Below are 13,693 nucleotides of genomic sequence, written 5' to 3' on the forward strand. Positions count from 1 at the left end.
GCAGTTACTATTAGAAGGAGTATAATTGTGGGACTCAAACCATCACAATACCAGGCTATCATGCGTGATTATGAACAGCGCCAGCTGAAGAACCATGATATTCTGACCAGACATTATGAAGAAGTCTATAAACAGCTGCCGGAATTTAAATCTTTAGATGATTCCATCTCCATACTTTCCGTCCAATACGGGCGCAAGCTGCTGAACGGAGATGATAAGGCGGTGGACTCATTAAAGGAAGAACTCGCCATCTTGAGGAGCAGTAAGAAAGAGCTTCTCCGGTCAGGTGGATTTCCGGATGATTATCTGGATCCGGTTTATGACTGCAAAGACTGTAAAGATACCGGATATATCGATAATAAAAAGTGTCACTGTTTTAAAAAGGCTGTCATAGGTATTCTCTACGAACAGTCTAATCTGAACCAGATACTGGAGCAGGAAAACTTCAATACATTTTCACTGGATTATTATTCTGATAATTATATAGACAAAAAGACAGGGCGTTCTTCCAGACAGACTATGCAGGATGCCCTGAAAGTGTGTCATGATTTCGTAGATAATTTCGGGGCGGGAACCTCGAATCTGTTCCTGTATGGAGACGTAGGAGTCGGCAAGACATTCCTCTCCAACTGCATTGCAAAGGAATTAATGGACCGGGAATTTTCCGTCCTCTACTTCTCCGCATCGAAATTTTTTTCAATTTTAGCTAAAAATACATTTGACAAAAACAATATTGATGCGCAAAATATGTATGAATACATCTTTGACTGTGATTTACTGATTATAGACGATCTCGGAACAGAATTTACGAATACGTTTGTAGCTTCGCAGTTTTTTACCTGTATTAATGAACGGCTCTTAAGCCGCAAATCCACTATCATATCAACCAATCTGTCATTAGACACGCTGGCCGATTTATATACGGAGCGTTCCTTCTCAAGGATTACAAGTAATTACACAATGCTCAAGCTGATTGGTGATGATATCAGAATCAAAAAGAAATTAAAAATCAGGGAGGACCACTCATGTTACACCGAACAGAAAGAAATTTAGAGAATATTCCAGTAGGCGCATTAGGCCTGATTCCAGTTACAGGATGCGAAGAGCTTGGCGATAAAGTCAACGACTATCTTGTAAAATGGAGAAAAGAAAGCGCTATTGTGCATAAAGACGACGTTGCCTTTTCCGGATACGAAAAAGACACCTATATCATTGATACGAAAGTGCCGAGATTCGGTTCGGGCGAAGCTAAAGGTATTATCGCTGAATCAGTGCGGGGAAAAGATCTCTATCTCATGGTCGATGTTTGCAACTACAGTGTCACATATTCCCTGACAGGCAATATTAATCACATGTCACCAGATGACCATTTCCAGAACTTAAAGCGTATCATCGCAGCAATCGGTGGGAAGGGCCGCCGCATCAATGTCATCATGCCGTTCTTATACGAAAGCCGCCAGCATAAGCGCAATGGCAGGGAGTCCCTCGACTGTGCACTGGCCCTTCAGGAACTTGTCCGCATGGGCGTTGACAATATCCTTACATTTGACGCGCACGACCCGAGAGTCCAGAACGCCATCCCCCTGAATGGATTCGAGACTGTCCCGTCTTCTTACCAGTTCATCAAAGGTCTGCTCCGTAAAGAGAAGGATCTTCAGATTGACAGTGAACACATGATGATCATCAGCCCTGACGAAGGCGGCACAAACCGTGCCATTTACCTCGCCAACGTGCTCGGCCTCGACATGGGAATGTTCTACAAACGCCGCGATTATACAAGGATTGTAAACGGACGCAATCCCATTGTGGCACATGAATTCCTCGGAAGTTCTGTCGAAGGAAAAGACGTCATCATTATCGATGATATGATTTCCTCCGGGGACAGCATCATCGAGGTTGCAACCGAGTTAAAACGCAGAAAAGCAAACCGTATCTTTGCTGCCGCTACGTTTGGTCTGTTTACGAACGGTATGGAGAAGTTTGACAGGGCTTACGAAGAAGGGCTTCTGACCGGAATCCTGACAACAAACCTGATCTACCAGACACCGGAATTGTTGTCCAAGCCTTATTATATCAACTGCGATATGAGCAAGTATATCGCGCTCCTTATTGATACACTGAACCATGACGGTTCGATCAGTACTTTGCTGAACCCGAACGAAAGAATACAGCATGTGCTTAAGAAATATCACAATGGGGAAGAAATATAAACGTTACTGTCCAGACCGTGCCATGTACCCTGCTTTAGTATCTTTGCAGGAATGCACTGTCATGACATAATCTAAGAGCGGCATCAGGTATGAAATATTCGCCTGGTGCCGCTCTTTTCATTTTTTATCTTAGAAAATACTGCCGCTGGCATGCTTTTTTAGAGCAGACCCCCTATAGAAAGGAACAACGGTGCAAACACCAGTGACACGATTGTCATGAGTTTGATCAGAATATTGATGGATGGTCCTGACGTATCTTTGAAAGGATCTCCGACTGTATCGCCGACAACCGCCGCCTTATGGGCCTCGCTTCCTTTTCCGCCGTGGTGGCCGACTTCGATGTATTTCTTTGCGTTATCCCATGCACCGCCTGAATTGGACATGAAAATCGCCATGAGGACACCCGTTACCAGTGCACCCGCCAGCATTCCGCCGAGTGACTGTGGTCCGAGGACAACCCCTACAACCAGTGGTGCCGCTACTGCCATCGCCCCCGGCAGAAGCATCTCCCGCAGTGCCGCTGTCGTGGAGATACCAACACAGGATGTGTAATCCGGCCTTTCCGTCCCCTTCATAATGCCCGGTTTTTCCCGGAACTGACGTCTTACTTCCTCTATCATCTTATAAGCCGCCTTGGACACAGATTCCATTGTAAACGCAGAGAACAAAAATGTCAGCATTCCCCCGATAAACATTCCAATAATGACACGGTAATCCAGAATATCAATCGTATCCAGCTTTACAGCATTTGCATAGGACACAAACAGTGCAAGCGCAGTCAGAGCCGCGGAACCTATGGCAAATCCTTTTCCCATTGCTGCTGTCGTATTTCCAACAGAATCAAGTTTATCCGTGATCTCACGGACAGACTCATCCAGCCCTGACATCTCCGCAATACCTCCGGCATTGTCCGCAATCGGGCCATATGCGTCAACCGCAACCGTGATTCCTGTCGTAGAAAGCATTCCGACTGCCGCCAGGGCAATTCCATACAGGCCGCATGCCTGATAAGCGACAAAGATACCGACGCAGATCAGGAGCAGCGGAACCGCTGTGGACTGCATACCTACTGCTATACCACTTATGATCGTAGTTGCCGCCCCGGTCTCAGACTGTTCACCGATTCTTTTTACAAATTTATAATCTGCAGAAGTATAAACTTCTGTAATAACTCCGATTAACACACCGACAACAAGGCCTGCAATTACAGCAACAGCCCCGCTGAAGCTTTCAAATAAAAGTCTGCTGAATATAAGAGATGCTATCACTACAAGCGCAGCCGATACATAACTCCCTGTCTTCAGCGCCTTGTGCGGACTGGAATTTTCATTTCCCCTGACGAAGAAAGTCGCAATGATGGATGCCAGAAGCCCACATGCAGCAATCACAAGCGGGAAGAGCGCTCCGGAAGCTTCATAGTACACAACGCCCAGAGTCAGGGCTGATACGAGTGAACCCACATATGACTCGAAAAGGTCCGCCCCCATCCCTGCAACATCGCCCACGTTGTCCCCTACATTATCTGCGATAACCGCCGGGTTACGCGGGTCATCCTCAGGTATTCCGGCCTCTACTTTACCGACCAGATCGGCTCCCACATCGGCAGCCTTCGTATAGATTCCCCCGCCTACACGGGCAAACAACGCTATAGAAGACGCCCCAAGGCTGAAGCCGGATAAAATATCCACATTGCCTGTCAGTATGTACACCATGCTGACTCCCAGTGCACCGAGTCCTGCAACACACATTCCCATAACAGCGCCTCCGGAAAATGCAATAGACAGTGCTTTATTCATTCCACTCTCTTTTGCTGCATTAGCGGTCCTGACATTAGCCTTTGTCGCCACATTCATTCCGAAATATCCTGCTAGTGTAGAGAACAATGCCCCTGCAACAAAGCAGACTGCTGTAACCCAGCTTCCGATCCCGACACCAATCAGTATAAACAGGACAGCTACAAATACAACCAGAATCTTATACTCCGCTGTCAGGAACGCGCGGGCGCCTTCGCTGATTGCACCGGCGATCTCTTTCATTTTGTCGTTTCCGGCATCCTGTCTTCCCACCTTCACAGCCAGATAAACGGCAAAAAGAAGAGTCAGGATTCCTACCGCCGGAACCAGATACATTAACTTTTCCATTTCAATCCTCCTAGTCTATAATCCCTATCCATTGGCACCCGGTTCCTCCCTCACACTGAATCCCCCTTTCCTGCCGGCTGCCGCTGTAAAAGAGCTTAGTCTGAAGACCAAGCCCTTTCTCTTAATATTAATGATACTGGTTTATTTCATTTTTTGCAAGAAAAAGCGGCCAATCCTGCAAAAAATTATGAATCTTACTAATTTTCACAGTTGACCGCTATATCATTTTATTAACTTTTGTAGCACTTTAACCAATTTTTTAATAATTTTCGTCTTTTCAAAAAATACATGCAATGCATTATTTTCTGTTCAAAACGTCATTTCCTGATTCTCAGGATACCCTCAGGTTCTCGTAAAAGCACCTGTCAGTATTTCCCCTGATTAGTCCTCGAAAGGAACGATGATCAGATCTTTTGTATAATCATTCAGAACTTCGCATCCATCTTCTGTGATGATTACAAGGTCTTCAATACGAACACCAATTCCTTCGTCCGGAAGGTAGATTCCCGGCTCTACAGAGAAACACTGTCCCGGTTTGATGATGTCTTCATTTACAGAAGAAACATCGCCGAACTCATGGTCTTCCAGTCCGATTGAATGTCCTGTTCTGTGTGTGAAGTAAGGTCCAAAACCTTTTTCTGTTATGTAGTCACGGCATGCAGCATCAACATCGCACATTCTGTTGCCAGGCTTAGCAGCTGCGATACCTCTCATGTTAGCTTCTACTACGATATCATAGATCTCTTTTGCCCTGTCAGATACTTCGCCAAGGAATACTGTTCTTGTCATATCTGATGCATATGCATTCTTAAATCCGCCGATATCAAGGATTACACAGTCTCCGCGTTTTCCTTTTGAATCATCTGTTACATGGTGAGGGTCAGCTGCGCCCTTTGCATAAGCTGTAATCGGGTCGAAAGAAACATCTTCGCATCCAACTTCTTTGTAGATCTCGCGAACCTTTTCATTCAGCTGTCTCTCTGTCAGTCCTTTTCCTACCCACGGAATCAGCTTGTCCATTACGATATCATTCAGTCTTGAAGACTCACGCATTAACTCCTGCTCTTTTTCGTCCTTGATCATTCTAATGTAGTCAACAATCATAGAACCGTTCATGAACTTGCTTCCAGCTCCCAATTCCTGTAATCTGAGCAGGAATCTTGCCGGCCAGATCTTATCGATTCCGATTGGTTTATCTTTTTCTACGAACTGTGACAGAATCTCAACACCATCCTGCACGTCATTGTACCATACAATCTCAACCCCAAGATCTTTTTCCTGTGGGAACAGCTCGTTGATCATCATCTTATGATTGCCGTTCACATTCAGGTACAGTGCCAATAATCTTTCCCCCGGAACAATCATCTTTCCTGTCAGCCAGAAAATAGTAAGCGGATCCGCAATAATCATCTGCGGCATATCCTTTTCCTTCATTGCGTCCAGTATTCTGTTTAACTTACCTGTGTCCATTGTAAACTCCTCCTTTTACTTGCATATTATATGCAACTTTAATAAACATACCGTTATAATTGTATAGCTAATTGTGCGGTATGTCAATGAGGTTTCGGGGGGAATATTATGAAATTTAAGGGAGGATGGGGACGCGATCTGGAAAAACTCGGGGCTACAAAAGAGCGGGATGATATCTTTAGCTGTCATACCGCGTCCATATAAAAGGAAAAGAAAAAAGTGTGTTGTTTTTGAACGGCTCGCAGTCTATAATGAAGGAAAAGAAAATGCACAATGGAGGGATGGGACGGTATGAGTGAGGGAAGCGTAGGAATGTGGCAGGAATGGCTCTGGTGTGTGCTGCAATTTGTTGGCCCGATGTTTCTGCGCTACTATCCATTTCGTAAAAAACTGAGAATCCCCCTGTGGGCGCTGGCGGCCATCGTCGCCTCCGTCTGGGGCGGAATTGCGCTGAGTCTGGTCTTATTCGGCTATTCGCCGGACTACTCTATGAACCTCTATTGCAGCATTGCCATCCTGATTTTTTTTCCTCTTTCCTGCATAATCATCAAAGACCGGTTTGTCAAGCATTTCTTTGTGTACCTGATGTCTTACAACCTGATGACCGTGAGCATTGGCATTTCCCAGTTCCTGATGGAGCGGCTGGGAGGCGGATTGATGACGGCAAATCTTGCCACACTGCTTTTTTATCCCTTAACCTATCCCCTGATCTTCCATTTTCTGCACAAAGAGCTGGAGCCCGTGATGGATGTGGACGACACGAAGGTCTGGAAGATCGCCTGGGTGCCGATGCTGCTGTTCTACCTGTTGATTGCCGTGGCCACGCCGGGGATGCTGAATGCCCGGCAGGTAAGCTATGTGCTGACACGCACGCTGTTAGGGATCTGCTGCGCCGCATTCTGCGTCATTCTGGTGATCTGCCTGAGGCATGCCAGAGAGCAGGCGGTCAGGGAGGAGGCCTTGATTCGTGTGCAGAGCCTGGCGGACATGAAGGAGGAGTTCCTTCACAACCTTTCCCACGAGCTCCAGATGCCCATTACGGTGGTGTCGGGCTTTGCACAGCTGACCGGCCGTATGATGGACGATGCCGAGATCGACCGCGCTGCGGTACGGGACAACATGCGACGGGTGGACAGCGAAGCCGGGAGGATGGAGCGGCTGGTGGTGCAGCTGCTGGATGCCGCTGCCATCGAGAGCGGCAGCTTTACTCTGAACCGGCGGGAGATGGATTTGGTGGAGCTGATAGAAACCGTGGCCCACGTTCATTTTCCGCTGATGGACAATCATGGAAATCAGGTAACGATTGACGCACCTCCCGCTCTGCCCGCGATATATGGTGACCGGGAGCGGCTGCTGCAAGTGCTGCTGAACCTGGTTTCCAACTCTGTGAAGCACACCGTGAGCGGGATCGTCACTCTGTCGGCACGTTCGGAGGAGGACGGGATCGCAGTGGCGGTGCAGGACACCGGCGAAGGAATTGCGCCCGAGCTCCTTTCCAATCTGTTTCAGCGGTATCCGAGAAACCGGGCGGCCGGCGGAAACGGTTTGGGGCTTTATATTTGCGGACAGATCGTCTGCGCCCATGGCGGTAAAATCTTAGTGGAAAGCAGGGTTGGGGAAGGAACCAAAGTGTGCTTTACGATTCCGGCTCTGGAGGAAGAGGTGGCAGAATGAAGGGGAAAGTAGTGCTGATGGTGGAAGACAACGAGCACGTGCAGGAGCTCAACCGTCTGGTGTTGGAACGGGAGGGCTGTATGGTGCTGACAGCACCAAGTCTTGACGCTGCGCGGCAGATATTGGCGGGGCATCCGGTCATCGATATCGTTGTTCTGGATATTCTGCTGCCGGACGGCAGTGGGCTGGATTTTATCCCGGAATTGAAGAAGTCCACTGCTGCGCCGGTGCTGATGCTGACCAGCAGGCGGGGATATGGGGATATGGTGCAGGGCCTGACCGGAGGGGCGGATGATTACATGACTAAACCCTACCGGGTTGAGGAATTGCTGGCGCGGCTGGTCGCTCTGCTGCACAGGCGGGAGGCGGCACATGGAAACATCCGGCTGACCCGCGGCCCGCTGGTCTTGGATACGGTGGCTCAAAGAGCTTTTCTCCATGGAGAGGATATTCTATTGCAGCCCCGTGAGTATGCGGTGCTGCTCTATTTGATCCGGCACGAGGGGGAAGGCGTTCCCGCGGAGCAGCTTTTTGAGGCAGTCTGGAAGCTGCCCGCGCTGGGAAACACGAATGCGGCGAAGACTGCGGTGTCCCGTCTGCGCAGGAAGCTCTCGGGGAGCGGCTATACCATCTCATCGGGCCGGGGGACAGGGTACTGCTTCGAGCGGGAGAATAGGAATTGCAATAGGTAACGAATTGGTAACCTTCTGTACTTATCATGGAAACGGTCAGGAAAATATAGTATTATTCGCTTAGATCCATTAAACTGCGTAATATGCGCCGCCGGCAAATCCGGCATACGTATTGACGCTGAGCGCGGTTCGAATAGTGAAAGCGGGAGGAATGAATATGATAAGAGACAGAAAACGTAGCCGATGGCTGGTTCTAACCTTAACTCTGTGCCTGGTGATCAGTGCATTCACGGTCACGGCATTTGCAGAGGAAACGGTGGACACAACACCGCTTGGCAGCGGAGGGAATTCGGTGACAGTCGGAACCTGGGATGAACTAAAAAGTGAAGTGGAAGAGGTGGACGGAGCAGCGGAAATACGTGTGGACAGCGAGCTCACTGCTGATAGTGTGATCACTGTTGGAAGAACAGTAGCCATATGCTCAGAGGGAGGCCCTTTTACCATCACCCGCGGTGACGGCTTCAAAGGAAATTTCTTTGCGGTTAAAACCTCAAAGGTTGACCTGTCGTTGTCCAATATCGTGTTGGACGGCAATGGAGGTACGGTAAGCGAATGCAGCCAGCTGGTTCTGGTGAACAATGGAGCCAATCTGACATTGAAGGCGGGAGCCGTACTGCAAAATAACAATGCCAGCTCGGCCGGCGGCGGGGTGTACGTATATGCGTCCTCCATCACGATGGAGGACGGCAGCAGCGTCACCGGGAACACCTCCCTGAATGGCAGCGGCGGGGTGGCAGTGACCACCGGAAGCCGCTTCACGATGAACGGCGGCAGCATTACCTGGAATACTATGAACGGAAATTCGATGAGCTACGGCGGCGGAGTTGCTGTAAGCAACGTGAGTTCGTTTACGATGTCGGGAGGAACGATCTCGAATAACACCTCCAAGACCAGCGGCGGCGGGGTGTATGTAAACAACAGCCGCTTTACGATGGTGGCAGGCATGATCACGGACAACCAAGCGACGAACACCGACGGCTGGGGCGGCGGAGTGTTTGTGACCCATTCTGCTGTCTTCACTATGGAAGGCGGCAGTATTACCGGCAACGTATCCAGCGCTGGCGGAGGCGGGGTGGCGGTCACTGCCTTAGCGACAAACTTCACAGGTGAATTTGATATGCAGGGCGGCACTGTCGTCGGCAATACACTCAGCGACCCGGCTAAGAAGGGCACTGAGGTTTATGCGGATACGGATATCAATCTCTCTGGGGAGGTCCAGATCGGCGCCGGTAAGAAGGGAGCCTTTCTTGACGGCGGACTTTTCCGGGTAGGCCCGGATGGATTGAAGGGAGACAGCTGGGTCTTTATCGAGGAGATGGATGGCGCGGCTGAGAATAGTTTTGTCGCCACCAAGGCCGGTACAGCCTCCGAAGCAGAGGCGGCTTACTTCACTTATCTGTCCGGCGCCTTTGTCGTGGTACCGAACGTGGAGGGCTATGTGCTGAAAGCGAAAGAAGCCCCTTCCCTTACCGGTCCGGATGCCATGTCTCTGGAATATGGCTATGCGGCTTCAGTCTCGGAAGAGTTCACTGTCACCGGAGTTCCGGCACCTGTGGTCAAAAAGACATCCGGCAGTGACTCCATCACCTGGGACGATGGAGCGAAAAAATTGAATATAGCCGCCGGACTGGACGCAGGAACCTATCCGGTCACTCTAGTGGCAAGCAACGGAGTAGAACCGGATGCGTCCCATATCTTTACACTGACGGTGAAGGGAAAAGCGCCCGCGATCACCGGTCCGGATGCTATGTCTCTGAAGTATGGCTACGCGGCTTCAGTCTCGGAAGAGTTCACTGTCACCGGAGCTCCGGCACCTGTGGTCAAAAAGACATCCGGCAGTGACTCCATCACCTGGGACGATGGAGCGAAAAAACTGAATATAGCGGCCGGACTGGAAGCAGGAATCTATCCGGTCACTCTAACGGCAAGCAACGGAGTAGAACCGGATGCGTCCCATATCTTTACACTGACGGTCAGCGCTCCTGTACTTCCAGATACCTATAGCCTAAGCTTCGATGCAGACGGCGGCAGTCCGGTTCCCGCAGTGCAGACTCTGGAAAGCGGCGCGGCACCCGCAGCAGTGGCTGACCCGGTAAAAAATGGGTATACCTTCTTGGGCTGGTATGACGATGCGGATAAAAAGGTGGATCTGTCTGCCTTCCGGATGCCGGAAAAAAATGTACTGCTGAAAGCAAAATGGGAGATGGCTGATGTCCCGAAGGCGGATTATAAACTGACTGTAGAAAATGGAACGGGCGGCGGCAGGTACGAGGCCGGCCGAAAGGTAACCATTCAGGCAACCGTGCCGAAGGGAAAGGTATTTGTGAGATGGGAGATCAAATCCGGAACAGGCGCGCTGGAGAAGGCGGACAGCAGACAGACAGTCTTCACCATGAGTGAAAGTGATGCAGTGGTCAGGGCGGTGTTCCGGAATTCCACCACACCGCAGACGGGAGATCATACAAACGTAACAGTTTGGCTGGCGCTGCTGTTTGCGGCCCTTGCAGGCTGCATTGTACTGCTGGTCTTCTGGAAGCACCGCTGTGGAAAACGTCATTGACGATCCGGCAGTTTTCGGAATACCCGGTTAGCTTGACCAGACAGAAAAAAGAAGCTGTAAAAAAACTCCCCAAACAGAAAGAACGCTGAGGTCGTAAGACTTCAGCGTTTTTTTGGTATAATTAATTATGCAACTAACTAATCTTACCAATAATAATATTTCTTCTCTGCGCGATATCAAAAAATTCTTAAAGCTCCCCCATACGGTTAATTATTTCTTTGTAGAATTTTTCTCTGTTTTCTCCTGCGCACACGGTATCCAGTATGATTCCGTCTTTCAGGAAGATTATTTTTTTGCAGTGGCTTGCCAGCTGGGGGTCGTGGGTTACCATGACGATTGTTTTCTGGAAGTCTCTGTTGATTGTTTCGAGAGCGTTTATGACTATGCTGCCAGATTTGGAATCCAGATTGCCTGTGGGCTCGTCGGCCAGGATGAGATCGGGGTCATTTACGAGGGCACGGCAGATTGCGGTTCTTTGTTTTTCTCCGCCCGACAGTTCATAAGGGTTCTTTTTCATAAGATGCTCTATTCCGAATTTTGCAGCGTATGCCCTTGCCGCTTTTTTCATTTTTTCGGGCTTTTCTTTCCCGAGTATCATGGGAAGCATGATGTTTTCTTCTACAGACAGGCTGTCCATCAGGTAAAAATCCTGAAAAATGAAGCCGAGTTCTTTTTGTCTGATTTCTGCCAGTTCATCCCCGAAGAGTTCTTCTGTATCTTTTCCTTTAAAGTATACTTTTCCAGACGTCGGCTTATCGATCAGTCCAAGGACCTTTAGCAGCGTCGTTTTTCCACAGCCTGATTTTCCCATGATGCCGACAAAGTCGTGTTCCTCCACCCCGAAATTTAGATTTTTCAATACTTTTACGTCCTCGTCTGAATTTTTCAGCATCGACTTTCGATAGTTGCGGACCAGATCTTTTACTTCAATAGCGTTCATGCTTTGTTTCCTCCTCCATTTTCCTTACAAGATAATGCGACAGCAGTAAAGCGCCAGTCACGATAACTATAATATATATGGCAAATACAAATGCCCATGTCTTCCAGTATGTATAGTCGCCGTATTTGGCAGGTTCGAAGATCCAGCCGTAGCATCCGAGGTATACAAGCCCCATCCCCCCGCCGAAAAGCAGAGGTATCTTTATACTGCTGTAGATTTCCTTTTTTACCGTCTTCCTTCTGCGTCCCCGTTTCATCCCCATACAATAGAAGAACGCATCCTGCCGCCTGTAGAATTCCATTGTGGAAAATCCTTTCAGCCCAATCAGGAACAGACAGCTGATTATAAGGGCAAGTATGATAATGATACGGCTTGCAAAGTTAAAAGTATTCTGCATTTTCAGACCTTCCAGAAAGTGATCCGTGACCGTCAGGTTATCCACCTCAATTGTGTACACATCATTCTTTATTCCTTCCCTATTTTCATATTCCATTAAGTCTTCCGCTGCACTTTCCCGCACCGCTTCCGGAATATGCATCAGCACGAGGAGGTTCTGCTCATCCCTGGCCTGCCTGATCTGTTTCCACTCTTTTTCAAAATAATCATCCGAAAATACAAGCACATTGGAATGCCAGCCATCCATACTATATTTTCCAACTGCCGGCTGCACAACCAGTTCTTTTATATTCGTCTTACGATACTCTTCTTTATTGTACTGGTCCCCGCTCATGGCATAAGTCCCGAACTCTTCATGATACCTTCCGATATGGATAATGTCTGTCATCGAAAGGATACCTTTCTTTGATTCCCTGTCCAGATATTTTATATATTGATCCGCATATAAGATCTCATCACCTTTCAGTGATATCTCATGGCCAGTAATCGCTTCATACGTGCTCTCAGAGATTCCGATCTGCTGCACCGTATTTCTACCAGTAACCATAAACATCGGATACTGTTCGGCTTTGACATTGTATTTTTCTTCAAAATCTTTGATGTACCCCCCGTCTTTTTCCGCCGCACACCAGACGGCATCATATGGGTACCCCTGTGCGTCCGGTGTCAGCGGGAGAGACTCAGCAATCTGCCCCGCGAGATAGCCGATCGCCATAAAATGAATGAGCGCTAGACCATACATGATCAGATAATTTGAGCTGTACTGGTGGTACAGCTGGCTTAAATGCAGCAGATTCCGAAAATAAAAGCGCTGACGCTTTTTCAGAAATTCCAGAAACAGTCCTACCCCGAAATACAAGAGGAAGAAGATTGAAATGGCCCAAATGATAATCGCACGATAGGGCCCCACACCATTGTCTTTCTTGTAGACATATATTCCTGCAATACAAAGAATAATGCCGACAGCTGTAAGAATGAGCCATTTCCCTTTCGGGCGGATTTCCTCTTTCTGCTTATCCTCGGCAAGATCCGATACATTTTTTTCCCCAATCATAACCATAATAGAAAAAAGTGCTGCCGCCATAATCACAAGACTTAAAAGCACTGTATTCCGATATATTGCAAATGGTACATTCATATGTATATGGTAGGTACTGTCTATTTTCCCCAGTACCTTCTGGCATCCATACAGAAGGCCGTTCCCGAAAACCAGCCCAACTACAAGTGACATAAAGACCCCCGCCCCGGATTCCGTCAGAAGCATCAGAAAAACCATTTTTCTTTTCATTCCGAGAGTCAGGAACATCCCATAATCCCGCACCCTCACCTTCATATAATATTTCATGGAAAAAACCATAATAAAAATACTAATTACAATGATAATGGCCGCCGCAATTTTAAATTCACTGTCCACGATATACCGGATTACGCTGTCGAAAATCCCTCTGGAAAGCGAATCCTTCAAAGACAGAAACGTAAAAAGCATGGCAATTGCCATCAGTTCACCGGCGAAAAACAGCACGTAGTTTTTTAAATTGTACTTAAAATTCTTGATAATAATTTTAAAAAGCATTTCTCTCCTCCCCGTTCAGAAACAACACCCAAAAACA

9 protein-coding genes are annotated in these 13,693 nt (G+C 48.2%); 5 read left to right on the forward strand and 4 right to left on the reverse strand.

Going from position 1 to position 13,693, the window contains the following annotated elements:
* Positions 1–27 precede the first annotated feature (27 nt).
* On the forward strand, positions 28–1,053 hold the full coding sequence (locus tag A8806_RS18605) for an ATP-binding protein (protein ID WP_109732668.1): 1,026 nt from the start codon (positions 28–30) through the stop codon (positions 1,051–1,053).
* Positions 1,026–2,210, forward strand: a complete 1,185-nt coding sequence (locus A8806_RS18610; RefSeq protein WP_109732669.1) for a ribose-phosphate pyrophosphokinase — start codon at positions 1,026–1,028, stop codon at positions 2,208–2,210. The genes A8806_RS18605 and A8806_RS18610 overlap by 28 nt, the downstream gene beginning before the upstream one ends.
* 158 nt (positions 2,211–2,368) lie before the next feature.
* Here A8806_RS18610 and A8806_RS18615 read toward each other — a convergent pair whose 3' ends face one another.
* Together A8806_RS18615 and A8806_RS18620 are read right to left on the reverse strand one after the other, a co-directional pair.
* Positions 2,369–4,351 (reverse strand): sodium-translocating pyrophosphatase, encoded by a 1,983-nt coding sequence (locus A8806_RS18615; protein ID WP_109732670.1) that lies wholly within the window; start codon positions 4,349–4,351, stop codon positions 2,369–2,371.
* A gap of 381 nt (positions 4,352–4,732) precedes the next feature.
* The gene (locus A8806_RS18620) at positions 4,733–5,821 is read right to left on the reverse strand and encodes a M24 family metallopeptidase (protein ID WP_109732671.1); all 1,089 of its coding nucleotides are present in this window, start codon (positions 5,819–5,821) and stop codon (positions 4,733–4,735) included.
* A 291-nt stretch (positions 5,822–6,112) separates the two neighbouring features.
* Here A8806_RS18620 and A8806_RS18625 point away from each other — a divergent pair, with 291 nt between their 5' ends.
* The 3 genes from A8806_RS18625 to A8806_RS18635 all read left to right on the forward strand — a co-directional run bounded on the left by A8806_RS18625 (position 6,113) and on the right by A8806_RS18635 (position 10,747).
* The gene (locus A8806_RS18625) at positions 6,113–7,495 is read left to right on the forward strand and encodes a sensor histidine kinase (RefSeq protein ID WP_181368779.1); all 1,383 of its coding nucleotides are present in this window, start codon (positions 6,113–6,115) and stop codon (positions 7,493–7,495) included.
* Between the two features lie 17 nt (positions 7,496–7,512).
* A complete protein-coding gene (locus A8806_RS18630; protein ID WP_278321128.1) occupies positions 7,513–8,187 on the forward strand; it encodes a response regulator transcription factor in 675 nt (224 codons plus the stop codon).
* A gap of 157 nt (positions 8,188–8,344) precedes the next feature.
* On the forward strand, positions 8,345–10,747 hold the full coding sequence (locus tag A8806_RS18635) for an InlB B-repeat-containing protein (RefSeq protein WP_181368780.1): 2,403 nt from the start codon (positions 8,345–8,347) through the stop codon (positions 10,745–10,747).
* A 187-nt stretch (positions 10,748–10,934) separates the two neighbouring features.
* Here A8806_RS18635 and A8806_RS18640 read toward each other — a convergent pair whose 3' ends face one another.
* Entirely contained in the window at positions 10,935–11,687 is a 753-nt protein-coding gene (locus tag A8806_RS18640; protein WP_109732675.1) for an ABC transporter ATP-binding protein, read from the reverse strand.
* Positions 11,674–13,656, reverse strand: coding sequence for an FtsX-like permease family protein (locus A8806_RS18645; protein WP_109732676.1), 1,983 nt, complete (start codon positions 13,654–13,656; stop codon positions 11,674–11,676). Before A8806_RS18645 ends, A8806_RS18640 begins: the two co-directional genes overlap by 14 nt.
* Between the last annotated feature and the right edge of the window lie 37 nt (positions 13,657–13,693).

The sequence above is a fragment of the Faecalicatena orotica genome (assembly GCF_003149245.1).
In the GTDB taxonomy this organism is placed as follows: domain Bacteria; phylum Bacillota; class Clostridia; order Lachnospirales; family Lachnospiraceae; genus Faecalicatena_A; species Faecalicatena_A orotica.

What these genes read in the sequence shown, in the direction of transcription:
- A8806_RS18610 (WP_109732669.1), top strand. Translation starts at nt 1,026, where the DNA reads ATGTTACACCGAACAGAAAGAAATTTAGAGAATATTCCAGTAGGCGCA.
- A8806_RS18615 (WP_109732670.1), bottom strand. Translation starts at nt 4,351, where the DNA reads ATGGAAAAGTTAATGTATCTGGTTCCGGCGGTAGGAATCCTGACTCTT.
- A8806_RS18620 (WP_109732671.1), bottom strand. Translation starts at nt 5,821, where the DNA reads ATGGACACAGGTAAGTTAAACAGAATACTGGACGCAATGAAGGAAAAG.
- A8806_RS18625 (WP_181368779.1), top strand. Translation starts at nt 6,113, where the DNA reads ATGAGTGAGGGAAGCGTAGGAATGTGGCAGGAATGGCTCTGGTGTGTG.
- A8806_RS18630 (WP_278321128.1), top strand. Translation starts at nt 7,513, where the DNA reads ATGGTGGAAGACAACGAGCACGTGCAGGAGCTCAACCGTCTGGTGTTG.
- A8806_RS18635 (WP_181368780.1), top strand. Translation starts at nt 8,345, where the DNA reads ATGATAAGAGACAGAAAACGTAGCCGATGGCTGGTTCTAACCTTAACT.
- A8806_RS18640 (WP_109732675.1), bottom strand. Translation starts at nt 11,687, where the DNA reads ATGAACGCTATTGAAGTAAAAGATCTGGTCCGCAACTATCGAAAGTCG.
- A8806_RS18645 (WP_109732676.1), bottom strand. Translation starts at nt 13,656, where the DNA reads ATGCTTTTTAAAATTATTATCAAGAATTTTAAGTACAATTTAAAAAAC.